Annotated in this window: 20 protein-coding genes and 3 pseudogenes; 12 read left to right on the top strand and 11 right to left on the bottom strand. The window is 71.0% G+C overall.

What is annotated here, in order from left to right; genetic code table 11:
* The 6 genes and pseudogenes from M878_RS49755 to M878_RS85970 form a co-directional block, all read right to left on the bottom strand.
* Positions 1–230: pseudogene (locus tag M878_RS49755) on the bottom strand (hypothetical protein); the annotation flags it as partial.
* 71 nt (positions 231–301) lie between these two features.
* Positions 302–979, bottom strand: coding sequence for an RES family NAD+ phosphorylase (locus M878_RS85990; protein ID WP_023552690.1), 678 nt, complete (start codon positions 977–979; stop codon positions 302–304).
* Complete coding sequence (locus M878_RS85985; RefSeq protein WP_031226831.1) at positions 979–1,668, bottom strand: hypothetical protein; 690 nt, start codon at positions 1,666–1,668, stop codon at positions 979–981. The genes M878_RS85990 and M878_RS85985 overlap by 1 nt, the downstream gene beginning before the upstream one ends.
* A complete protein-coding gene (locus tag M878_RS000000101170) occupies positions 1,665–5,027 on the bottom strand; it encodes a CHAT domain-containing protein (RefSeq protein WP_031226829.1) in 3,363 nt (1,120 codons plus the stop codon). Before M878_RS000000101170 ends, M878_RS85985 begins: the two co-directional genes overlap by 4 nt.
* Positions 5,028–5,134: 107 nt before the next feature.
* Positions 5,135–5,761, bottom strand: coding sequence for a hypothetical protein (locus M878_RS85975; RefSeq protein WP_023552687.1), 627 nt, complete (start codon positions 5,759–5,761; stop codon positions 5,135–5,137).
* Positions 5,762–5,885: 124 nt separating this feature from the next.
* Positions 5,886–7,337, bottom strand: coding sequence for an amidase (locus M878_RS85970; RefSeq protein ID WP_031226825.1), 1,452 nt, complete (start codon positions 7,335–7,337; stop codon positions 5,886–5,888).
* 298 nt (positions 7,338–7,635) lie between these two features.
* Here M878_RS85970 and M878_RS97895 point away from each other — a divergent pair, with 298 nt between their 5' ends.
* The 4 genes from M878_RS97895 (at position 7,636) to M878_RS000000100510 (ending at position 9,651) form a co-directional block, all read left to right on the top strand.
* Positions 7,636–7,788, top strand: coding sequence for a hypothetical protein (locus tag M878_RS97895; RefSeq protein ID WP_158692828.1), 153 nt, complete (start codon positions 7,636–7,638; stop codon positions 7,786–7,788).
* 12 nt (positions 7,789–7,800) lie between these two features.
* Positions 7,801–8,898 carry a baeRF2 domain-containing protein gene (locus tag M878_RS85960; RefSeq protein ID WP_023552684.1) on the top strand — a complete coding sequence of 366 codons (1,098 nt, stop codon included), beginning with the start codon at positions 7,801–7,803 and terminating at the stop codon, positions 8,896–8,898.
* Between the two features lie 374 nt (positions 8,899–9,272).
* On the top strand, positions 9,273–9,530 hold the full coding sequence (locus M878_RS000000100515; protein ID WP_245238280.1) for a hypothetical protein: 258 nt from the start codon (positions 9,273–9,275) through the stop codon (positions 9,528–9,530).
* Positions 9,469–9,651 (top strand): protein-L-isoaspartate O-methyltransferase family protein, encoded by a 183-nt coding sequence (locus M878_RS000000100510; RefSeq protein ID WP_023552683.1) that lies wholly within the window; start codon positions 9,469–9,471, stop codon positions 9,649–9,651. The genes M878_RS000000100515 and M878_RS000000100510 overlap by 62 nt, the downstream gene beginning before the upstream one ends.
* A gap of 5 nt (positions 9,652–9,656) precedes the next feature.
* Here the strand turns inward: M878_RS000000100510 and M878_RS85950 are convergent, their stop codons facing one another.
* A complete protein-coding gene (locus M878_RS85950; protein ID WP_031226823.1) occupies positions 9,657–10,109 on the bottom strand; it encodes a YbhB/YbcL family Raf kinase inhibitor-like protein in 453 nt (150 codons plus the stop codon).
* 110 nt (positions 10,110–10,219) lie between these two features.
* Between M878_RS85950 and M878_RS85945 the strand changes: the two genes are divergently transcribed.
* Positions 10,220–10,780, top strand: coding sequence for a nucleoside-triphosphatase (locus M878_RS85945; protein WP_023552681.1), 561 nt, complete (start codon positions 10,220–10,222; stop codon positions 10,778–10,780).
* Between the two features lie 432 nt (positions 10,781–11,212).
* Here M878_RS85945 and M878_RS85940 read toward each other — a convergent pair whose 3' ends face one another.
* On the bottom strand, positions 11,213–11,635 hold the full coding sequence (locus M878_RS85940) for a secondary thiamine-phosphate synthase enzyme YjbQ (RefSeq protein WP_023552680.1): 423 nt from the start codon (positions 11,633–11,635) through the stop codon (positions 11,213–11,215).
* Positions 11,636–11,757: 122 nt separating this feature from the next.
* Between M878_RS85940 and M878_RS000000101990 the strand changes: the two genes are divergently transcribed.
* From M878_RS000000101990 to M878_RS85915, 6 genes and pseudogenes are all read left to right on the top strand, one after another.
* Positions 11,758–11,841: a putative leader peptide gene (locus M878_RS000000101990; RefSeq protein ID WP_313884353.1), complete on the top strand. Its 84-nt coding sequence runs from the start codon at positions 11,758–11,760 to the stop codon at positions 11,839–11,841.
* 155 nt (positions 11,842–11,996) lie between these two features.
* Positions 11,997–12,977, top strand: a complete 981-nt coding sequence (locus M878_RS85935; RefSeq protein ID WP_023552679.1) for an ABC transporter permease — start codon at positions 11,997–11,999, stop codon at positions 12,975–12,977.
* Entirely contained in the window at positions 12,950–13,687 is a 738-nt protein-coding gene (locus M878_RS85930; RefSeq protein ID WP_023552678.1) for an ABC transporter ATP-binding protein, read from the top strand. The genes M878_RS85935 and M878_RS85930 overlap by 28 nt, the downstream gene beginning before the upstream one ends.
* A 46-nt stretch (positions 13,688–13,733) precedes the next feature.
* Positions 13,734–14,747: an ABC transporter substrate-binding protein gene (locus M878_RS85925; RefSeq protein WP_023552677.1), complete on the top strand. Its 1,014-nt coding sequence runs from the start codon at positions 13,734–13,736 to the stop codon at positions 14,745–14,747.
* Between the two features lie 28 nt (positions 14,748–14,775).
* Positions 14,776–15,170, top strand: a pseudogene (locus tag M878_RS000000101985) (alkanesulfonate monooxygenase); the annotation flags it as partial.
* 241 nt (positions 15,171–15,411) lie between these two features.
* The gene (locus M878_RS85915; RefSeq protein ID WP_023552675.1) at positions 15,412–16,491 is read left to right on the top strand and encodes an NAD(P)-binding domain-containing protein; all 1,080 of its coding nucleotides are present in this window, start codon (positions 15,412–15,414) and stop codon (positions 16,489–16,491) included.
* 45 nt (positions 16,492–16,536) lie between these two features.
* Here M878_RS85915 and M878_RS95310 read toward each other — a convergent pair.
* Positions 16,537–16,759, bottom strand: a pseudogene (locus M878_RS95310) (endolytic transglycosylase MltG); the annotation flags it as partial.
* Positions 16,760–16,925: 166 nt separating this feature from the next.
* A complete protein-coding gene (locus M878_RS85910; protein ID WP_023552674.1) occupies positions 16,926–18,734 on the bottom strand; it encodes an ABC transporter ATP-binding protein in 1,809 nt (602 codons plus the stop codon).
* 114 nt (positions 18,735–18,848) lie between these two features.
* Here M878_RS85910 and M878_RS85905 point away from each other — a divergent pair, with 114 nt between their 5' ends.
* A complete protein-coding gene (locus tag M878_RS85905; RefSeq protein WP_023552673.1) occupies positions 18,849–19,298 on the top strand; it encodes a MarR family winged helix-turn-helix transcriptional regulator in 450 nt (149 codons plus the stop codon).
* A 19-nt stretch (positions 19,299–19,317) separates the two neighbouring features.
* Here the strand turns inward: M878_RS85905 and M878_RS85900 are convergent, their stop codons facing one another.
* A complete protein-coding gene (locus M878_RS85900; RefSeq protein WP_023552672.1) occupies positions 19,318–20,694 on the bottom strand; it encodes a cation:dicarboxylate symporter family transporter in 1,377 nt (458 codons plus the stop codon).
* Between the last annotated feature and the right edge of the window lie 33 nt (positions 20,695–20,727).

Here is a 20,727-nt window from a genome sequence, read left to right as displayed (position 1 = left end):
AGGCCCAGCGTGTACTCGGCGGCGGTGCGCAGCGTGCCCGCGTCGAGCCGCTCCACCGCGCGGCGGAGCAGCGCCTCCACGGCGCCCTCACGGGTGCGCCCGGTCGCCCAACGGCCCGCGGCCGCCTCCAGGGCGGGCAGCTCGCGGCCACGCAGCCTCAGCAGTCCCGCCCGCCGAACCGCCTGTAATTCCATGAGGATTGACGCATGGTCAAGGGACGGTGGTGCCATGGCGACAACGATGACACCACGCTTCACACGGGGACAAGCGGGCGGCGGGCGAGGGGTCCGGCAAGGTGCCGTCAGCGGTGCAGCGGCTCCTTGATCGCCGAGCGTAGGGGTTCCAGCAGCTGGTTGGCCTCTTTGATGCCGTCCGGGGAGCCGAGGTCCGGGATGCTGCGGTACGGCAGTGCTTCGAGCGGTCCGTCCGCGCGGTCCGCGAGGCGGTCTCCGAAGAGAACCAGGGCCCGCCGTGACGGGTTGCGTTTCGAGCCCCAGATCATCCCCATGGCTTCGGGGGCCTGGGCCCGGATCTCCTGCGCCCAGCGCCGTGTGCCCTCGTAGTGCTCCTTTCCCTCGCTCTCCAGCAGCAGGTGGTCCTGGCAGACGGCGGCGAGCGCCGCTCCCGAGCACAGCGAGACCAGTCTCAGCTCGCACCGGGTCCGCACCACGCTCAGCGACCTGCCCCGCACCTGCGCCCAGAGGACCAGCCGCATACTGGTCTCCGGGTCGAAGGGGACCGAGCGCAGCAGGGTCTCGGCGAGCGCGGTCTCCGGGTCCGTCGCCGCGTACAGACACGGGTAGGGGTCCTCCGCCGTGCCGTGGAAGCGGCCGGACGCTTCGTCGTCCGGGTCGTACGGCTTGAACTCCTCTGCCGCGTACCGGGACTTGTGCAGCCGCCAGAGCTGGGTACCAGCGGGCAGCACCTCCCAGTGCGGCCGGAAGCGGTACACGGAGGGCGACACGGCTTCCTCGTGCATCAGTCCCCCTCCACCAACGCCACGGCCGCGCCCACCAGTTCGCGGTCCGGCCGGATGCCGAGGAGGGCGGCAGGCGACCCGCCGCCCAGCCACGCGTTGCCGCTCAGCCACCAGTCGGCGGCCCCCCACGGGTCGGCGTCGGCGAGCAGCACCCGGTTGACCTCCAGGACGACCTCGTACGGCGCCCCGCCCCCGGGCTCGAACTGGAACTCCGGGTAGCGGTCGCCGAGGTCGGGATCGGCGAACCGGATCAGCTCGGGCGGTGGCACCGATCCGCGATACCGGGCGCGGACCTCGGCGGCCGAGAGGGCCGGCGCGTGCAGCAGTCTGAGCTCGACGGCGGCGATGATGGCCGCGGTGCCGGGGGGCGGCGGGTCGGCCGTGAGCCGGGCCAGCAGATCCCGCGTCCGCAGGACGACCGGGCGGCTGACCGTCGCCGTACCGGCGAGCCGGACGGAGTCCAGCGCCTCCCGGACCGGATGGTCGAACGGCAGCGGCACCAGGCAGAGCCGCACCGCCTGGAAGGCCCTCCGTACGGCCCTGGAGTCGTCCGGCGGGGTGTCGGCGAGCGCGCGCAGCCGGGTGAGCAGGAGCTGGTACTGCTCGTCGGTCAGCTGGGCGCGGATGCTGTCGAGGTGCTCGCCGATGAGGCCGAGCACCCTAGTCCCGCTGTCCTCACCCGGGGTCATACGGTCTCCTTTCCCCGGCCGGGGTGGCCCTGATGGATGAACGCGGCCCAGAAGACGGGCCGTTGCAGATCGGGTCGGCGGATGTCCGGCCGTAGCTCGTCGCTCAGACAGCCCGGATCCTTCCGGTCCGGGTCGAGCATCCACAGCTGCGCGGCCCGCAGTGCGTCGACGGGGCTGAGCCCGGCCCGCAGATGGTGGTGGAAGACCGCCATCAGAAGCACCGACGCGCTGTCCCGGGCGGTCCACCGCGACCCCACGGCATCACGGGCGCCGCCCGAGACGAACGCCGTGGTGAGAGTCAGGGCCTCGTCGTGGTCGCGGGTGCTCAGGTCGGTCTCGCACGCGCTCAGGACGATCAATGGGCCGCCCTCCTGTTCGGCGGGCTGCGGCCGGTCGAGGAGCCGGGTCACGGTGAGCCGGCCGACCTCCTCGTCAGGGTCGGTGGGGGCGAGGTGCAGGGCCGACTCCGTCGGCCGTACGCCCGCCATGCCGTGCGTGGCCAGATGGACCATCGAGTGGTCCTGGGCGAGCAGGGCCAGCAGCTGGTCGGGGGTGCCGGCCGGCACCGAGTCGGGCGGGAGGGTGGCGAAGTCGCCGTACAGCCGCGCCCCCGGGTAGAACGCGTTGCGCAGCTGAAGGACCTCCAGCTCGGCATACGTCAGCTTGAGGCTCGGGTCGGCCACCATGGCCGGGGCCGAGACCGGATCGCGGGGCGCGCGCTTCACCGTGCGCAGGAACTGGCTGCCGGAGGCCGCGTAGCTGATCACCAGGGCCTGGCAGAGGTAGTCGTACGGCGCGTCCGCCGGGAAGCGGGCCGCGTGCCAGGGGACGACCCCGAGGCGGCCGCAGGGGACCAGGACGACCCGGGGCGTACGGCGGTCGGCGGCGTCGCCCGGGAGGTGTTGCTCCAGCCCGGCGAGGACGTGGACGAACACCTCGTACGCCCAGTCGCTCAGCTCGGACAGAGCCTCCTCCCAGGCCCGTTCCGCCTGTACGTCGATGTGGTCCGGGTCCGTGGAGCGCGCGGCGGCCGCGTCCAGGTACCGCTCCAGAGGGGCGCTGCCCGCCTCGGACAACATGGGCAGCCCGCCCACGCCGATGCCGATCTCGGGGCCTATGGCAAGCACCATGCCCGGGGCCTCGCCGTCGCTGCCGGGGACCAGATAGATCAGGGCGTCCGCGCCGGCGTCGCCCGCGCCGTCCGCCAGTTCCCGCGGGGTGGGGGTGCCGAGCAGGCCTCCCCGCTCCCGGTAGCCGAGGGCCTCCAGGGCCTGCCGGCGCAGGGTGCTGGGCAGCTCGGCGGGCAGCTCGGTGCTGTCGGCAGCGCCGGACTCCCGCCAGGCGGCCGCGAGTTCGGGATGGCCACGCTCCTCCAGCAGGTCCGGTACGGCCCGGGAGGTGGCCGCCGCCTGCAACACCAGTGCCCGGCCCAGCTCCAGGGCGGCGACCGCGTCGTCCACCCTCTCGTGCGCGGCGGCCCACAGGGCGGCCCGTATGCCGAGGGAGGCGCCGTTGCGGGCGGTCGTCAGGCGGTGTTCAGCGCCCTGCTGGAGGAGGACGTCGGCGGCGAGCGTGGCCAGGGCCTCGTTCGCCGCGTCGGTGGCGGCGTCCGCGTCGGACGCGCTCTGCTCCCGATGCCAGCGGGCGCGGTAGGACTCGGCGAGCGTCCACAGGGACGCGGCGGCGACGCGCGGGGCCCGGCCTTGCCGGATGTGCTCGCGAAGCCGCTCCAGCGTGCTGATGGCGGCATCGAGGTCCGCCGGGTCCTTGGTGAAGCTGTAGCGCATGCCGAGGCGGTTTGCGGCGGAGTGGAGCTGGTCGGCGGGGGCGTCCGGCGGCGGTACGTCCCCGTCCGGGAGGTCCGTCGTGTCGCCGGCGAGGTAGGCACGCAGGGCCGCGAGGTCCGGAACCATGGCCTCCAGCTCCTCGTCCCCGATCGGGAGGCTGCTGTTCCCCGCGGCGGTCCTGATGTCCTCGAGGTCGGAGACACCGCGCAGGAGCAGCTCCCGGTCCATGGTGAACCGGCCGAGCATGAGGCGGGCCATGGCACGGATGACGAGAGCTGCGGCGCGGAAGTCGTGGTCCTCGGGGACGGTGTCGGCCAGGGCCTCGGCCTGGGGCAGGAGGGTGCGGAGCCGCTCCACGTCCTCGGCCTGCCCGGCGGTACGGACGTCGGTCATCAGGGCCAGCACGTCCGCCATGATCGCGAAGCCGTCGGCCATGGGGATGGAGCTTTCCGACTTGCGCCGGAAGTAGTCGGTGACCGTCTGGGTGTGCGCGAGACCGAGCGCCTGGTCCTGAAGGGTGCCGCCGGCGCCGTCGCTCAAGTGGAGCAGCATGGTCATCTGCCCTTCGAGAGCGTCCTTGCCCGGCATGCCGTCCGGCAGCCCGTCCAACGCGTCGCGCAGTCGCCTGAGTTGCTGGTTCAGGGCAGCGGGGTCGCCGCCGCCGGCGTGGTTCAGGAAGTCCACGGACGTGGTGTGGACGGCCTGCCACGCCACGATCAGCCTGCGGAAGTCCTCGGGGGTACGGGGTACGGCCGGGGCATCGGCGTCGGCGGGGGTGGTGCCGGAGGGGTCCGGGGTGGGGTGTGTATCACTCGTGTGCGGGGCGGTACCGGGTGCCGTGCCCGAGCCGCTGTTCGGACCCGAGTCGCTGGTCGTGCCCGCGCCACCGGTCATCGTCGTCAGCCAGGTCCCCATCATCTGCCGCAGCTGATCGGTGCCCGGAAACCCGTCGTCGGGTACAAGGCTGTTGAACAGGTCGGCGATGCCGTCGGCCGAGGGACGGGCATAGAGGTCGCGCAGCTGCCGCAGATGCCTCAGGTCCTGTGGCGGCAACGGGAGTTCGGCCGCTTCGGTCACCAGCTCCTGCAGCTCGGCCGCGAGGGCGGCCATCCCGCCCGGGCCCTCCCGCATGATCATGTCGAACATGGCGGTCCCGTCCAGCTCCGGAGCGATCCCGCCCGGCATCTCCTGCAGCGGCATCGCGTGCGTCACCAGGAACAGCGCGGCCCACCGCCGGTCCTCGACGCCGGCCGCGGCCCCGGTCTTCGTCGCCGGGTCCCGTACGTCCCGCAGCAGACCGTGCGCCCGCTCCCGGTCCTCGGGCGTCCCGCCCCCGGCGACGTGGCGCAGGGTGAGGGCACCGCCGAGCCATAACGTCACCGAGCTGCGCAGCCCCGGATCGTGGTCCAACAGACGGGAGAGCGCGTCGAGTTCGGCTACAGCGTCGTCATGGGCGCGCGAGGCTCTGACGACCTTGTCCGGCGCCGGCAGCAACGCCTTCGCCCGCCCGATGGCCTCACCGGCCCAGGTCCGCAACGCCTGAACGCCACCGCTCTCCTCTTCTTCCCCCACCGGCACTCCTCACATCCCGAGGACGGCAACAGTCCGTCGATCTCCATGATGACGAGATGTCCGTCACAACGATGCCCGATCACCGAGCTTTTCCGGCCGTCGCCCGATCAACACCCGGAACTCGCCCCGGATGCACCCGGATGGGTCCCAGGGCGGTGCGGACCGGTCTCGGACGGGCCCAGTCGGTACATTCCCGATACTCCAGACACTCCCGACGCTCCCAGATCCGCCCGCATCCCGCGCCGCAGCTCCCGCAGCCGTTCCCACAGCGCGTCGATCTGCCCCTGGGCGGCTTCGAGCGAGTCGCCCGGGCGGGGCACGCCGTCGTCCAGGCGCCGGAGCCGGCCGTAGAGGGTGCCGAGCGCATGGGTGACCTCGCCGGCCAGGGCGAGTACGGGGTCGGGCAACCGCATCTGCGCCTCCGCGTACACGTCCCGGTGCAGGTCCCTGGCCTCGGTGAGGCGCTGCCGTGCCGCACGCGGATCCTCCGTGCGCAGCAGCGCGTGCAACTGGTCGGTGAGAGCGGCCAGATACTGCCGGGAGGCGGTGTTGAGGGCGACGTAACAGGTACGCAGCTGCTCGGCCTCCAGGGCCCGCGCCCGCGCTCGCTCGGCCCGCTCCTGCTCGCGCCGCCGGCTGCGCTCGGCCGCACGCTGGGTGAGCAGGGCCGACAGCAAGGTCCCGACCACCCCGACGACCGCCACGACCGGCGCAGCCGCACCATTGACGTCCATCGCCCTCACCCCCGTACCGCGGTACATCTCCAGCGAACCGGTGCGGTACCCCTCCGGGGAAGCCCCGTCCGAAGACCGCCCGGCCTTCGCCCGGGGCCCGCCCAAGTGGCAGGTGTAGTACGCCCTACTTCGGTGCCTGGAAGCCGCCGATCGTCCGCTCGAGCAGTTCGGCCAGCCGCAGCGGGGTACGGTCCTCGAACATCGGACCGATGAGCTGCACTCCCACCGGCAGCCCCTCGGGGGACCGGCCCGCTGGTATGGCGGTGGCGGGTAGGCCGGGCATGGTGGCCAGACCGGCCCAGACGAGCTGGTCGAGGTACGGGTACTCGACGCCGTCGATGTCGATCCGGCGTTCCCTCAGATCGGGGTTGTGGTCGTGCGGGAACGCGGGAGTGGGCGTGATGGGACACACCACGGCGTCGAACTCGGCGAAGAGCTGCCGCCAGCCGTGGCGGTGGAGCTCGCGACGGCCGTTCGCCTCGATCCAGTCACGGTGGCTGAACCCAATGCCGCGCAGCAGCGCCGCATCGAGACTCGGGTCGTCCGCGCTCAGTCCGGCGGCGTGGGTCCGCAGCTGCTCGTACACCTCGACGGGAAATCGCGCAACGAAGCTCGAAAACAGCAACTGCATGTAGAGCACCGCGGCTTCGGTCAGATCGGGCAGCAGCGGGCTGTGCCGTTCGACGCGGGCGCCGCCGTCGGCAAGCGCGTCGGCCACCCGGTTCACGCCCGCCCGCACGGCGGACCCGGTCGGAATGAGCGGATGCTCGTCGAGGACCAGGACCCGGAAGTCGCAGAGCCGCTCGTGGCGCGCGGGCGGCAGCGTCAAGTGGTGCGCCACACCGAGCGTCAGCGGGTCCGGTCCGGCCATGACGTCGAGCAGGAGCGTGAGGTCGCGGGCAGTGCGCGCCATCGGACCGACGACGGCGAGGTCGAGGTCGACCGGCAGTGCCGGGGCGGGCGGCGGGACCATACCGCGGTTCGCCGCCAGCCCGAGCGTCGGCTTGTGCGCGTAGACACCGCAGAAATGTGCGGGGGTGCGCAACGAACCGGCGATGTCGGAGCCGATGGACAGTGCGCCGAATCCGCACGCCAGGGCCGCCGCTGATCCGCCGGAGGACCCACCCGGTGTGCGACCGTGATCCCACGGGTTGTTGGTGGTGCCGTAGATCTCGTTGAAGCTCTGCACATCTTGCAGCCCCAAGGGCACGTTGGTCTTACCGAGCACCACCGCGCCCACGGCCTTGAGCCGCGACACCTGCACCGCGTCCTCGGCCGGCATGTAGTTCCGGTGCGGCGGCATGCCCCAGGTCGTGGGCAACCCGGCGATGTTGTAGGACTCTTTGACCGTCACCGGAATGCCGAGCAACGGCCGGTCCTCACCGCGAGCGCGCGCCTGGTCGGCACCGCGGGCGGCGGCCCGTGCACGGTCGAAGTCCGGCACGCAGACCGCGTTGACCGCCTTGTCGTGCCGCTCGATACGCGCGATCGCCTCGTCGGTCAGTTCCACCGAGGTCACTTCACCGGCACGCAAAGCAGCCGCGAGTCTTTCGGCCGACTGAAAATTCCACTCCATGATCCGACCGTACCGGCCTCTGGAATAGGGCACGAAATACCGCTTTGCACAACGGGATGGACGTCTCGATACTCATCGGCCCGCACAGTTCCAAAGCGGCGGCGCGAATGAGCGCGGGTCGGCCGTTGCTGGATCCGCAGCTCACGAGCGTGCCGCCGGGTCTGTCGAATACGGCCCAGAAACCGGTATTCACGTGGGAAAGGCGGCCCCCGTCTCGATCTGCTGCTCCCTCGCAGACTGCTCCTTCATCCGGCTATGGAGCCCAGCGGCTCAGCGGCCTGCTGTCCCGGTCCGCGGCTTGGCGGTGCTGGACGGTCTGATCGCCGCCACCATGCTCATGATGGGCCGGCTGCTGCCGGCGCCTGACCGCCCCGCGTTCCACACCGCTTTGCGCTCGGCGAGCTCCATCATCCCCGGGGCGCGCATCATCAAAGGGAGGGGAGACCACTGACGAGGAGTGGCGATGAGGCTGTCGTTCCTTGAACCTCTCTACACGGAGCCGGGCCCGTTCGCCTCCGTGTACCTGGACACCTCCCGTAACGTCGAGCATCCCGAGCGAGCGATCGCGCTGCGCTGGCGGCGGCTGCGCGAGAGTCTGTCCCGTCAGGGCTCGGAGCGGGCGCTGCTGAACGTACTGGAGGAGGTGGTCGGCGCCGACACAGAGGTGCCGGGGGTGCACGGTCAGGCCATCTTCGCCGCCCACGGCACGCTCGTCCTGGACTGGGAGCTGCCCAGGCCGCCCGAGCACGACTCCGCGCGCTACAGCACCCTGCCGGACGCGATGCCCCTGGTCACCCAGCACCTTCCGGAGATCCCCTACATGGCCGTAGTCGTCCACTACGGCGGCCTTCCGACCGCCGAGACCCACGGCTGGGTAACTCTGGAGGCGGAGACCGGCACCTGGCCCGCGTCCACCGTCACCCCGGGTGAGCGACTGCACCGCAGGGTCGCGGTGGCGACCTGGCACCGCGCCTGCCTCCGGCTCGGTCACCGGCTGGACGAACGGGCGCGGCGCGCCCATGCCGACGCCGTCCTGGTGGGCGGGGACGAGTGGGCGTGCAACGTACTGATCCGCCGCCTGCCGCACACCCTGCGGGACAAGGTCGTACGCGTGGGCGGCCGGACCCCCACCGACACCCGACGCGCCCTGTTGGAGCCGCAGCTCGACGCCGTCTTCCGCGGCCGCATGGCCGCGCACGACCGGGAACTCGTGGACATCTTCATCGGCCGGCGTGCTCTCGACGGACGCATGACGGACGGGCTGGCCGCCACCGTCGCCGCCCTCCAGCGTGGCCAGGTCGCGGCACTGCTGCTGAACCGGCCGCCCGGTTCTTCGCTGCGGCTCTGGGCAGGCTCCCAGCCCACTCAGCTCGCCCTGACCGAGGCGGAGCTGATGTCCTTCGGCGTGCGGGCCCCGCGCGAGGAACGCGCCGACGAGGCCCTCGTCCGGGCCCTCGTCGGCACCGGTGCCGAGCTGGTCGTCGTGCCGGAGAGCGAGCTGAGGCTGTACGAGGGCGTGGGCGCCCTGCTGCGGTACACCGACCCGGGGACCCCGTCCTGACGCCGACGCGCTGCGCCTCCCGGATCACGGGCGCCCCGTGCGCCCGACCGCCCCGAATCGCACTGCGCACGGGACATGCCGACACTGGGCTGGAGCGGGAGCGCGGCGCATGAGCGGCTGATGGGGCACATGGACAGGAGCAGGAGCGGCGTGAAGGAGACGGACGTTTCGATCACCCTGCGATCACGCCGCGCGGCTTCTGGAACGCACCACGACCGGGGCTGCCGGCGCCACCGTCACGGCCCCGCGGTCCGATGGCCCGTGAAGGGACCCTCGAGGACCTCGCCGCGCAGCCCGCGCCGTGGGCGTGACCGACGCCCGTCTCCTGGAGGCCGTACGGAGCTCCCCGGGCGGAATTCGTCCCCGCGGACGAGGTGGCATCCGCGTACCGGGACACGCCCGTAGCGCTCCCCCACGGGCAGGTGACCATCCAGCCCGCGCTGATCGCCATGACGGTCTCCGCTGCCGGCCTCACCGGAGACGAACAGGTCCTGGAGGTCGGGACCGGATACGGCTCGCCGGGCAGGGCGTCGGCAATGCCGAGGTCGTACTCGGCGACGGGACCCTCGGGTGCCGACCCGTGCACCGTACGACGCCGTCATCGTCTGCGTGGCCTTCCCGCGAGTGCCTGAGCCGCGCGTGGATCAGCTCCGCACCGGTGGCCGGCTCGTCCAGCCGATCGGGCAGGGCGGGCAGGAGCGTGTCGAGCTGTACGAGCGGCGGGCCCACGCCCATGGCTACGACCAGCGGTGACCCGCTCATCGCTGATAGGTCCCGACCAGGGTGCCGGAGGCCAGCTCCCTGCCCTTCAGGGCACGGTGCACGTCCTCGGCGCCCGGGTGGTCGTGCAGCGGCAGCGGCTCGGACAGGGCGTACAGGCGGAAGAAGTAGCGGTGCGGCCCGTGCCCCGGTGGAGGCATCGGCCCTCCCCAGCCCACGCGGCCGAAGCCGTTGGGCCACGGCAGGCCCCCGTGGGGCTTCTGGCCCTCCGCCGTCCCGGTGGTCCCCGGATCGATGCCGGTCACCAGCCAGTGCAGGAAGGTCGTTCCCGGTGCGTCCGGGTCCTCGCACAGGAGCACCAGCTCCGTGGCCTCGTGGGGCACCCCCGACCAGGTCAGGGGCGGTGAGATGTTCTCGCCCTCCCCGCTGTACCGACGGGGGATCACCGTTTTGTCGTCGAACGCGGGGCTGCTGAGTTCAATTCCGCTCATGCGCGCCGCCATACCCGCAACGGCGGCACCGGCACCGGTCTGCACTCCAAAACCCCCGCTCGGCCGAGCCGACCCGGGCCGTCTCCGGAAGCGGGGGTGAAGATGGCGGTGTGCCGACAAGGATCCTGATTGAGGGCCGCCCGGGCGCGGGCAAGACGACCGCCCTGCGTCGGCTCGCCGCGCTGCTGCCCACCCACGCCGCCACCGGCTTCACCACGGAGGAGATCCGGCAATCCGGCGCCCGCGTCGGTTTCGCCCTGGAGACACTGGCAGGCCGACGGGAAGTGCTCGCCCATGTCGACCTGCCCGGTCCGCCACGGGTGGGGAAATACGGCGTCGACCCGGGCGTCATGGAACGACTGGCGCTGCCGTCGCTTCGGCCGGCAGCAACCGGGGAGGCAACAGGGCGGCTGGTGCTCATCGACGAGCTGGGGCGGATGGAACTGGCGTGCACGGCGTTCCGGCACGCGGTCGACGCGCTGTTCGTCGCAGAGGTCGACGTCGTCGCCACGGTCCACACGCACCGCGATCCGTTCACCGACGCCCTCAAGCGGCGCGCCGACATCGAGGTCGTCCAACTCACCCCGGCAAACCGGGACGTCCTGCCGGGGGAGCTCGCGGTCCGGCTGCAGCAGCCCCAGATGCGCGGAAGGCCTCCCTCTCACGGATGAGTGACCAGCCTCCGACCTGCTGAAAGGGAGTCGGGGCGACAGGAAGTGAAGTCGCCCGGCCGGTGCGACCGGCGGCGCCCACCACCAAGTGTCAGTGCCTGCCCACCGAGTGAGCCGGCCGTCACCGCCGTCAGGGCGCAATGCCAGGTCCGCCTACGACACCTCGTCGAAGCCGGATCCATCCCCAGCAGGGCTGAGGGCAGGTCCTGAACGCTCAGCACGCGCACACGCAAAACCTCAGGCCAGGCGCTCTTCCCTACCGGCTCCAAAATCGCCACGCACTCCACATGCGAGGTATCGAGATCACATCAACACCACATGACACATGCACAGGGACGAAGCACCCCTGTCTCACTGATTCCTTCACGCGTAGGACAGCGTTCAACTTCCTCGGCCATCGGCCGACCGCCACAATTGCTCCTCGGAAGGCAGTTACGCCAGGAAACTCAACCGGACCCGACGGTCTGTGTTATCCGTGTTCGTGTCGACCAGGCAGACCGACTGCCAGGTGCCCAGCTCCAGGCGGCCTGCGATGACCGGGAGGGTCGCATGGGGCGAGACGATGGCCGGGAGGACGTGGTCGCGGCCGTGGCCGGGGCTGCCGTGGCGGTGCTGCCAGCGGTCGTCGGCGGGGAGCAGGGTGTGCAGGGCGGCGAGGAGGTCGTCGTCGCTGCCGGCGCCCGTCTCGATCAGGGCGATTCCGGCGGTGGCGTGCGGGACGAAGATATTGAACAGGCCGTCGCGGCCGGCCGCCGCCTCCCGCAGGAAGTCCTCACAGTCGGTGGTGATGTCGACGACGCGCTCCCGGGAGCCGGTGGCGACGTGCAGCGTTCGGGTGGTGAAGGCATCTGGCATGCCCCCATCCTGACCCATACGCCGGGTTTCACACTCTGTGCCACAACAGTTTCCTGATACGCAAGGTCCACAGACCGAGACGCCGTTGACCCTGGAGCAGCAGGCTGGCTACGTTCTGCCGCATGTTGCGTTCAGCCCTGCTCACCACGCGCGGTCATATCGACCTGCTGCGGGTGGCCTCCGCCGCGTGTCGCCGCGGCCGCTGACGCCCTTCACGGCCTTCCCCGTTTCTCCCTTCTTCCGGGCTCCGCTGCCGCCGCGTCCGTGAACTGCCCTTGAGGCGGGGCATGGGCATGGGCATGCCGGCACCGAGCCGTATCCGCCCTGCCCGGCTCCCCTCCCACTTCCGCGTGGAGCGTTCATGAGCATCAGCCATGCCCCACCCAGCCCTCCTGGACCCGATATTTCCGGCATATCCAAGTCCAAGGACGCCGAAACGGGGCACCACCCCGACCGTGCCCCCACCGACAGCCAGCCCGCCGATCTCCACTCCGCAGACAACCAGCCCGCAGGCCCCCAGTCCGTCGCCCCCCATTCCCTCGACCTCCAGCCCGTCGTCCCCGTCTTCTCCCGCCGGCTCCGCATCCCCCGCTGGCTGCACCGTACCGCGGGCCCGCTCCTGCTGCTCGCCCTCTGGCAAGTCCTCAGCGCCACCGGTGTGTTGACGGCCGACGTGCTCGCCTCGCCGGGCCGGATCGCCCAGGTCGGCGGGGACCTGGTGAGTGACGGTTCGCTGCCTTCGGCCATGGGGACCTCGCTCCGGCGCGTCGCGTTCGGCCTGCTGTTCGGGACGGTGATCGGCACCGGACTCGCCCTGGTCTCGGGCCTGTTCCGGAGCGGCGAGGACCTGGTCGACGCGCCGGTGCAGATGCTGCGAACGGTGCCGTTCGTAGGTCTCATCCCGCTGTTCATCATCTGGTTCGGCATCGGCGAGGCCCCGAAGATCGCCATCATCACGCTCGGCGTGACCTTCCCGCTCTATCTCAACGTGTACGCCGGGATCCGCGGCGTCGACTCCCAACTCATCGAGGCCGGTGAGTCGTTGGGGCTCTCCCGGTGGGGTCTGGTGCGGCATGTGGTACTGCCGGGCGCGCTGCCCGGCGCGCTCACCGGGCTGCGCTACTCGCTCGGCATCGCCTGGCTCGCGCTGGTCTTCGCCGAGCAGGTCAACGCCGACGCCGGCATCGGCTTTCTGATGGTGCAGGCGCGGGACTTCCTGCGGACCGACGTGATCGTGGTCTGCCTGATCGTCTACGCCTTCCTCGGCCTGCTCGCCGACTTCATCGTCCGCTCCCTCGAAAGGCTGCTGCTGCAATGGCGACCGACGTTCACCGGCCGGTGACCGGGCAGGCGGTCCACGTCGAGGGGCTGACCCGGTCCTTCGACGGCCGTGCCGTCATCGATGACCTCCAACTCGACATCGCCCCCGGTGAGTTCATCGCACTGCTCGGCCGCAGCGGCTGCGGCAAGTCGACGCTGCTGCGCATCCTCGCCGGGCTGGACCGCGACATCCAGGGCACCGCACTGGTACCGCGCCGCAGAGCCGTCGCCTTCCAGGCGCCCCGGCTGATGCCCTGGAAGAAGGTGTGGCGCAACGTCCTGCTCGGGCTGCCCGGCAAGCCCGAACGCGCCGTCGCCGAGCGGGCGTTGGACGAGGTGGGCCTCGGCCACCGGACCGGCGCCTGGCCGAAGACCCTCTCCGGCGGCGAGGCGCAGCGCGCCTCAATCGCCCGCGCCCTGGTGCGCGAGCCCGATCTGCTGCTGCTCGACGAGCCGTTCGGCGCCCTCGACGCGCTCACCCGGATCAAGGCCCAGCGGCTGGTCGGTGAGCTGTGGCAGCGCCGTGGCTGCGCCGTGCTGCTGGTCACGCACGACGTGGAGGAGGCCGTGCTGCTCGCCGACCGCGTCCTGGTGATGGACGGCGGCCGGATCGCCCACGAGCAGCACATCGACCTCGACCGGCCGCGCGAGATCACCGACCCGCGCTTCGCCGCCCTGCGTGCCGGTCTGCTGGCACGGCTCGGCGTCGACACACCCGCCGAGCCCGCCTGAACCCCCTTGAAACTCCTGCATACACCTGCACACGAACGGAACCCTCATGCGCCGACGACCCGTCCCCGCCGCGCTGCTTCTCCCCTTCGCCCTCCTGCTCACCGCGTGCGGTGGAAACTCCTTCGCCGGTACGGGCAACGACACCGACGGCAAGGGCTCGGTCACGCTGAACGTCGGTGACCAGAAGGGTGGTTCGGAGGCCATCCTGCGTGCCGCCGGCGAGCTGAAGGACCTGCACTACAAGATCAAGTGGTCGGCTTTCACCTCCGGCCCGCCGCTGCTGGAGGCCGTCAACGCGGGGGCCGTCGACATCGGCGGCGTGGGCAACACCCCGCCCGTCTTCGCGGCCGGCGCCGGCTCGAAGATCTCCGTCGTGGCCGCCTGGCACGGCACGTCCAAGGGCGACGCGATCCTTGTGCCGAACAACTCCAAGCTGACGGGGCCGGGTCAGCTCAAGGGCAGGTCCGTCGCTGTGGCGCAGGGTTCGTCGGCTCACTACCAGCTGATCGCCTCGCTCAAGGCGGCCGGGCTGAGCCTTTCCGACGTCCACGTGAAGTACCTCCAGCCGGCCGACGCCCTCGCCGCGTTCACCTCCGGCAAGGTCGACGCATGGGCGGTCTGGGATCCGTACACCTCCCAGATCCTGCAGGCCAAGCAGGGCCGCGTGCTGACCACGGGCGACGGCATCACCAACGGGCTCACCTTCCAGGTGGCCGCGCCCGCCGCGCTCAAGGACCCGAAGAAGACCGCCGTCATCAAGGACTATCTGGCCAGGCTGCGACGGGCGCAGGTCTGGGTCCACAGCCATCGGCAGGAGTGGGCGAAGGTATGGGCCAAGGACACCGGACTGCCGTACGACGTGGCGCTGGCCTCGGTGAAGCGGACCAACGCCACTCGTGTCGCGGTCGCCGTCGACAAGCCGCTCGTCGCCTCCGAGCAGCAGATCGCCGACACCTTCACCGAGTTGAAGCTCATCCCGGACAAGGTGGACTTCGGCGGCTTCGTGGACACGCGGTTCAACGGCGACCTGCCGCCGTCGACGACTCCGGCCACGAGCTGAGGCAGGAGGCCTTCGAGGTGACCGTACGATGCACCGGTTCCTGCCGACGGGCGACGACGGCCGCACCCTGGTGGACCGGCACACCCACGGCCCGAACGACGTCCGCAAGACTGCCGGGGCAGGGCCCCGGACATCGAGTAGCCGACGCAGATCACCAAGGCCGCCGAGCAGTTGGGATTCGAGGCGGTGGCGACGCCGACCGGGACGCGCTGCGAGGACACCTGGCTGACCACGGCCGCACTCGCCCAGCACAGATGGCGGCCACGTAGCAGCGGGTGACGCGGGGGCGGCTGCTGCTCACTGTGGTGACCGGAGGCGACTCCGCCGAGCAGCGGCGCTTCGGCGATCATCGGGACCACGCAGCTGTTCTTCGGCGGTTCCTCAGCGGCGGCCGGACCAGGGGCCGCCCGGCACGCGGATCTGCGCACCGCCTGCTCGACGACCTCGGCACCGGCACGATCGCCGCCGCGCTGGTCGGCAGCCTTGCCGAGGTCGCCGACCGGATCGAGGAGTACCACGCCCTCGGTGCGGAGCACTTCGTGCTCTCCGGGTATCCGCTGCCGGTGGCGGGCGGACGCCGACCCGGACCGGACGCTCCCCCACGTTCGCTGCCCTGCGAACCCCGCCCGGGAAGATCCCCGCCCGGCTCCTGGTTGGTAGAAGCGTGAACGAATCACGTGAGGTCGAGGTTGTCGTCATCGGCGCTGGTCAAGCGGGACTGTCCAGCGCCTATCACCTGCGGCGCAGCGGGTTCACGCCGGACCACGACTTCGTGGTCCTCGACCACTCCCCCGCGCCGGGCGGCGCCTGGCAGTTCCGGTGGCCCTCACTGACGTACGGCAAGGTGCACGGGATGCACGCGCTGCCCGGCATGGAGCTGACGGACGCCGATCCCGGGCGGCCCTCGGCGGAGGTGATCGGCGCGTACTTCGACCGGTACGAGCGCGCCTTCGACCTGCGCGTGCGACGGCCGGTCGACGTGCGGGCCGTACGGGAAGGGGATGGGGGGCGGTTGCTGGTGGAGACGTCGGACGGCACCTGGTCGACTCGGGCCTTGATCAACGCGACCGGCACCTGGGACCGGCCGTTCTGGCCGCGCTATCCCGGTCAGGAGACCTTCCGCGGGCGGCAGTTGCACACCGCGCAGTACGCCGGTCCCGAGGAGTTCGCCGGGCAGCGGGTGGTGGTTGTGGGCGGCGGCGCCTCGGGCACCCAGCACCTGCTGGAGCTGGCCCGGTACGCGGCCGCGACCACCTGGGTCACCCGGCGGCCTCCGGTGTTCCGCGAGGGTCCGTTCGACCAGGAGGCGGGCCGCGCGGCCGTCGCGCTGGTGGAGGAACGGGTCCGTCAGGGGCTGCCGCCACACAGCGTGGTCTCGGTCACCGGGCTGCCGTTGAACGACGCCGTCCGGCAGGGGCTCGCGGACGGGGTCCTGGACCGGCAGCCGATGTTCGACCGGATCACCCCGGACGGCGTGGCGTGGGACGACGGACGGCACGTCACCGCCGACGTCATCCTCTGGGCGACCGGGTTCCGGGCCGCGCTGGATCATCTCCGTCCACTGCGGCTGCGCGAACCGGGCGGCGGGATCCGGGTCGAGGGCACCCGAGCGGTGGCCGATCCACGCGTCCACCTCGTCGGCTACGGCCCCTCGGCCAGCACCATCGGCGCCAACCGGGCCGGCCGGGCGGCGGTCCGGGACATCAGGCGGTTGCTGTCCGAGGATCAGCCGGTAGCCGCGTAACACGTCCCGCGGCCTCAGCGGACGGCGCGGGCGCGGGCTCGCCGGGCTCTCGGACGGGGTCTGCGTGACGAAGTACACCCAGTCGCCCGGCGTCGGATTCAGCACGGCGTGCATCGCCTCTTCCCCGAGGTTGTCGATCGGCGTGGACGGCAGGCCCGTGCGCTGGTGGGAGCAGTCGGTTGATGACACGGGCGACCTTGCCCATGTTCCCCCGGGTCGCGGCCCCGGCCTGGACGAGGCCGGCGATGGTACCGGCCTGATAGACGTTCCATCAGCAGTGGCGCCGCCACTGCGGTGCCGGTCACGGCCAGGACCAGCCAGCCCCGCGGTGTCAGTCGTATCAGTGCTCCGCGACGGAATCTTCCCCTATATGCGGAACGGTAATATGCATATATCACTAAAAACGTAATATGCCCTGTTTACCTGCCGTAGCGTCAGCTCGTCGGTTCCAGCTGTGCGTCCCGGCGCACCAGGGCGGCGTACCGCCCGTCCAGTTCCAGCAGTTCCTCATGGCTGCCGCATTCGGCGACCCGCCCGGAGTCGAGGACCACGATCTGGTCGGCGCCGCGGATCGTGGACAGCCGATGGGCGATGGTGATCGTCGTCCGGTCGGCCGACAGGGCGTCGATCGCCTCCTGGACGGCGGCCTCCGTACGGGTGTCGAGCGCGCTGGTCGCCTCGTCGAGAATGAGGACCGGCGGATCGCGCAGAATCGTGCGGGCTATCGCGAGGCGCTGCTTCTCGCCGCCGGAGAAGCGGTGGCCGCGTTCACCGACGACCGTGTCGTAGCCGTCGGGCAGCGCTGCTATGTGGTCGTGTATCTGCGCTGCCCTGGCTGCCGCCTGGAGTTCCTCGTCGGTGGCGTCCGGCTTGGCGAAGCGGAGGTTGTCGGCGACCGAGGCGTGGAAGAGATACGTCTCCTGCGAGACGACGCCGACCGCGCGGGCGAGGGTGTCGAAATCGAGGTCCCGGACATCGACGCCGTCCACCGTGACACGGCCGCCGGTGACGTCGTAGAGCCGGGGCACCAGATAGCCGAGCGTGGATTTGCCGGCTCCGGTCGGCCCGACGACGGCGAGGCTGCCGCCCGCGGGGACAGTGACGTCGATGCCGTCCAGGACGGGACGGGTCCTGGCGTCGTTGTCGTAGCGGAACTCGACGTCCTCGAAGCGGACTTCGCCCTTGACCTGGTCGAGGTGGACGGGCCGCTCGCGCTCCGTGATATCGATCGGCAGGTCCAGATACTCGAAGATGCGCTGGAAGAGCGCGAGGGACGTCTGGATCTGGACACCGGTCGCGAGCAGGCTCACGGCTGGGCGGAACAGCCCCTGCTGGAGCGAGACGAAGGCGACGATGGTGCCGAGCGAGACCTTGGGGCCGCCGAACTGCAGGGCGAGACCGGCCGTCCAGTAGATGATGGCGGGCATGGCGGCCATGACGATCGTGATCACGGCCATGCGCCAGCGCCCGGCCATGTTCGACTTCACTTCCAGGTCGACCAAACGCTCGGACTCGTCCGCGAAGGAGGCGGTCAGCGAGTCGGAGCGGCCCATGGTGCGGCCGAGCAGGATGCCGCTGACCGAGAGCGACTCGGTGACGGTGGCCGCCATCGCGGCCATCTGTTTCTGCCGCTGCGTGGTGATCTTCTTGCGTTCGTTGCCGACGCGGCGGCTTATCCATACGAACACCGGCAGCAGGAGCAGCGAGACGATCGTGAGCCGCCAGTCGAGGGCGACCATCGCGACGATCGTGGCGACGACACTGGTGGCGTTGGAGACCAGGGAGGTGGCGGTGGAGGTGACGGTGGCCTGCATGCCGCCGATGTCGTTGGCGATGCGGGACTGGACCTCGCCGGTGCGCGTGCGCGTGAAGAAGGCGAGCGACATGCGCTGAAGGCGGCCGTAGACGGCGGTGCGCAGGTCATGCATGACGCGCTGGCCGACGGTGGTCGAGATCAGCGTCTGGAGCACGCCGAAGACGCTGGAGAGGACCGCACTGAGGATCATGCCGAGCGCGAGCAGGCTGAGCAGGCCGGTGCGGCCCTGAGGGATCGCGACGTCCAGGGTCTCCTTGAGCAGGAACGGCGTGGCCACCGAGACCAGCGAAGCGGCGCCGACCAGCAGGCCGACGATCGCGAGCCGCCCGCGGTAGGGACGGAAGAGTTTCAGGATGCGGCGCACCTGCCGGGGCTGTTCCCTGGCGTCGGCAGGCGGGGTCCAGGACGTTTCACGGTCGGGATGCATGGGCTCCTACGGAGGTGAACGGGCGCCGGCCGGAGGTCGGCCGACGATGACGAACGGATCATAGCTCATTGTTACCTATACTCACAATGAACGGCATCCTGATATTGTTCCCGCATGACCACGCCCGATCCCGACGGACTGCTCGCCGAGCAGTTGCTCAGGCTGACCCGCCGGGTCCACCGCATCCAGAAGCGCCATCTGGAACAGAACGACCTGGGCGTCACCCCGGCCCAGTCCCGGCTGCTGCGCACCCTCGCGCACTGCGCCTCGCCCCCGCGCATGGCCGACCTCGCGGAGCGCCTGGAGGTGGTACCGCGGGCGGTGACGACGCTGGTCGACGGGCTGGAGGCAAGCGGGAAGGTACGGCGGATGCCGGATCCGGCGAACCGGCGGGTGACCCGGATCGAGCTGACGGCCGAGGGGCGCACGACCCTGCGCGAGCTGGGGGGCGCACGCCGCTCGGCGGCCGAGGAGATTCTCGCTCCGCTGACGGAGAAGGAGCGCCAGGTGCTCGGCGTGCTGCTGGACACCCTGATCGAGGGGGACCGGGACACGCGCTGCTGAGCCGCGCGCCGGCATCCGGTCAGCCCGCCTCCGGCGCGGGTTCCCTGACGGTCGACTGCATCCCCTCGGCGGGACGCCCCTCCCGGCCCTCCTCGGACACGAAGGCGATCTCCCCGTCCAGCACCTTCTTGGCCCGCACGGTGTCCAGCGCGCCCTCCCAGCGGGAGACCACGAAGACGGCGACGCAGTTGCCGAGCAGGTTGGTGGTGACCCGCATGGAGTCCATGATCCGGTCGACGCCGAGCAGCAGGGCGACCGCTCCGGCGGGGATGACGCCCAGCGAGGTCGCAGTCGCGGACAGCGCGAGAAAGGCCGAACCGGGCACGCCCGCCATGCCCTTGCTGGTCAGCATGAGCACGAGGACGACCGTGATCTGCTGACCCGGATCGAGGTCGACACCCACCGCCTGCGCGATGAACAGGGTGCCGATGGAGAGGTAGATCGAGGCGCCGTCGAGGTTGAAGGAATAGCCGGTGGGCAGTACCAGGCCCACGGCGTCGTCCCGGCAGCCGGCCTGCCGCAGCTTCTGCATCATGCGCGGCATGACGCTCTCACTGGATGCCGTGCCGAGAGCCAGCAGCAGTTCCTCACGGGTGCAGCGGACGAACTTCCACAGGCTCAGCCCACCGACCAGCCGCAGCGCGACCCCCAGCAGCACGAGGAAGGCAGCGGCGACGGCGTAGCACAGGACGATGAGCTTGCCGTAGGTCCTCATGACCCCGAGGCCGTACTGGCCGACGAGGTGGACCATCGCGCCGAACACGGCGAGCGGCGCGAGCCGCATGACGAAGCCGACGACGGCGAAGACGACCTCCTGCGCCTGCTCGATCGCCGGCAGGACGCCCGGGACCTTGGTGTGGCCGAGGTGGAGCAGTGCCGCGCCGACCAGACAGGCCAGGACGAGGACCTGCAGCAGCGCGTTGTCCGCGAAGGCACCGACGACACTGTCCGGCAGGGCGTTCAGGATGAACTCGGTCGTGGACGGCAGCGCGCCGCCCTGGGTCTGCCGGTCGACCGCCGAGGCGTCGAGCTTGGCGGGGTCCACGTGCATCCCGGCGCCGGGACCGGCCACATTGGCTGCGACGAGGCCGAGGAGCAGGGCGGCGGTGGACGCCGCCTCGAACCAGATCAGGGCCTTCAGCCCGATCCGCCCGAAGGCTTTCAGATCACCGGCCTTGGCGATGCCGACGACGACCACACAGAACACCAGCGGCGAGATGACCGCCTTGATCAGGCGCACGAAACCGTCGCCGAGCGGCTGGAAAGCCGTGGCCGACTCCGGCCACAGCTTCCCGACGACGATGCCGAGCACGAGCGCGCAGGCGACCTGAGCGAAGAGGGAGGTACGCAGTATGCGTGCGACGCGTCGCGGCAGGGACGGTACGGACTGCGGCACGGGCACTCCTAGGGGGACGTCGACGCGCAGAAG

This window comes from Streptomyces roseochromogenus subsp. oscitans DS 12.976, assembly GCF_000497445.1.
GTDB classification, from domain to species: domain Bacteria; phylum Actinomycetota; class Actinomycetes; order Streptomycetales; family Streptomycetaceae; genus Streptomyces; species Streptomyces oscitans.
This window is presented reverse-complemented; position numbering and strand designations above follow the sequence as displayed.